Annotated in this window: 2 protein-coding genes and 1 pseudogene; 2 read left to right on the top strand and 1 reads right to left on the bottom strand. The window is 71.1% G+C overall.

The window, feature by feature from the left end; genetic code table 11:
* Together H5J33_RS33830 and H5J33_RS33825 are read left to right on the top strand one after the other, a co-directional pair.
* Positions 1-637, top strand: a 637-nt coding sequence (locus H5J33_RS33830) for an SDR family NAD(P)-dependent oxidoreductase (protein ID WP_181798496.1), incomplete at its 5' end; no start/stop codon positions are given.
* A 156-nt stretch (positions 638-793) separates the two neighbouring features.
* Complete coding sequence (locus tag H5J33_RS33825) at positions 794-1,465, top strand: ScbR family autoregulator-binding transcription factor (RefSeq protein WP_181798495.1); 672 nt, start codon at positions 794-796, stop codon at positions 1,463-1,465.
* 114 nt (positions 1,466-1,579) lie between these two features.
* Here the strand turns inward: H5J33_RS33825 and H5J33_RS33820 are convergent.
* Positions 1,580-1,810: pseudogene (locus tag H5J33_RS33820) on the bottom strand (hypothetical protein); the annotation flags it as partial.

The raw sequence follows: 1,810 nt of genomic DNA, 5'->3' as shown, positions 1-1,810 counted from the left end.
GCTGGAGGAGCTGGCGGCCGAGCTGCGGGACAAGGGCGCCGAAGTCGCCTGCGCGGGCGGCGACGTGACCAGCGCCGAGGACGTGGAGCGGGTGGTACGGCTCGCCGTCGACCGGTACGGCAGGCTCGACGCCGCGTTCAACAACGCCGGTACGACGACCGAACCGGCCCTGCTGCACGAGACGGACGACGCCGACTACGACACGGTGCTCGACGTGAACACCCGTGGCGTCTGGCTCTGCATGAAACACGAGATCAGGGCCATGCTCGCGAACGGGGCGGGCGGCGCGATCGTCAACAACAGCAGCATCGCCGGGGTCCGCGCGACCTCGCAGGGGGCGCCCTACGTGGCCGCCAAGCATGCCGTGCTCGGCCTGACCAAGTCGGCCGCGGCGCAGTACGCGGCGCACGGCATCCGGGTGAACGCGCTCGCCACCGGGCTGACCCGGTCGGAGATGTCCGAGGGCGTCTTCGCCCGTGACCCGGCGGCCGAGGAGCGCATGCGCCGCCGCAATCCGCAGGGGAGAGTGGCCGATCCGGAGGAGGTGGCCCAGGTCGCGGTGTGGCTCTGCAGCGACCAGGCCGGCTTCGTCACCGGTGCCACCATGGCGGTGGACGGCGGCGCCGGAGCCTGGTGAGTCCCGGCGTTCGGCCACGGGAGGTCCGGCTTCACGGATTGGTAAAGTACCAATCATCTGGTTTCTTTTGTCTCCCGGCCCGCACTCCGCAGGCCGGGATCGGGCATCCGCGTCAGCTCGGAGGGGGTGGCGTGGCGCGGACGAGAGGACGAACACATGGCACAGCAGTTGCGCGCGATCCGAACCCGTGGCGCCATCCTGAACGCGGCGGCGGAGGTCTTCGCGCAGCACGGCTACCACGGTGCCAGCATCGCGCAGATTCTCGAAAGGGCCCAGGTCACGAGGGGGGCCCTGTACTTCCACTTCGCTTCCAAGGAACAGTTGGTACAGGGCATCTTCGCCGAGCAGGTGACGGAGCAGGGGTATCCGCCGCGCACCTACAAGCTCCAGGAACTCGTCGACGAGGCCATGGCCCTGGCCTGTCGGCTGCCGCAGGAGATCATGCTGCGGGCCGGCGCCAAGCTGGCGATGGAGCCGCAGCTCCAGGAACTGACCGACGGCGGCCCCTGGGAGGCGTGGGCGATGCGGTTCGCCTCCATGGTGCTCGCGGCCAAGGAGCACGGCGAGGTCTACCCGCACGTGGTGCCCGAGGAACTGGGCCGCTTCCTGGTCAGCTCCTGGGTCGGCGCCCAGATAGTCTCGGAGGTGACGTCCGGGTGGGAGGACCTGGAAGAGCGCATCTCCTCCATCTTCGCCTACACCCTGCCCAGTGTCGCGATGCCCGCGATCTTCGCGCAGCTCGACTTCGGACCGGACCGCGGGACCCGGGTGCTCGCCGAGATGCGGGCGCGGGACGCCGCGGCACTGGTGGCGGAAACGGCGAGCTGACCCCATCGGGCCGGTGGACGTACCGGCTCCCCGTCGGCCGTCATCGGCGTGGACGTCCACCGATGACGACCGGCTGCCGTTCCATCCCCGGGGCCGCGACCAGCACGGCTCTCGTCAAGGGGATGCCGGCGTGAGCGAGTCGGAGAAGGCCGGCGCGGCCAGCGCGGGGAGCAGCAGTTCCCAGGCACCGGTCAGCCAGGCCTCCCGGTCGCGGTCCGCGGGAACCGCCTCCTGATGGAGTGCGAGGGCCAGCGCCAGGTCCACGACGGACTCCACACCGGCGCCGGGCCGCAGGCTGCCCTCGTCCCGCGCGCGCAGCACCGTCTGCCGGAGCACCGCGCGCCA

It is taken from the genome of Streptomyces sp. WELS2 (genome assembly GCF_013870595.1).
Taxonomy (GTDB): Bacteria; Actinomycetota; Actinomycetes; order Streptomycetales; family Streptomycetaceae; genus Streptomyces.
This window is presented reverse-complemented; position numbering and strand designations above follow the sequence as displayed.

Coding starts and splice junctions, on each gene's coding strand:
- H5J33_RS33825 (WP_181798495.1), top strand. CDS start 794: ATGGCACAGCAGTTGCGCGCGATCCGAACCCGTGGCGCCATCCTGAAC.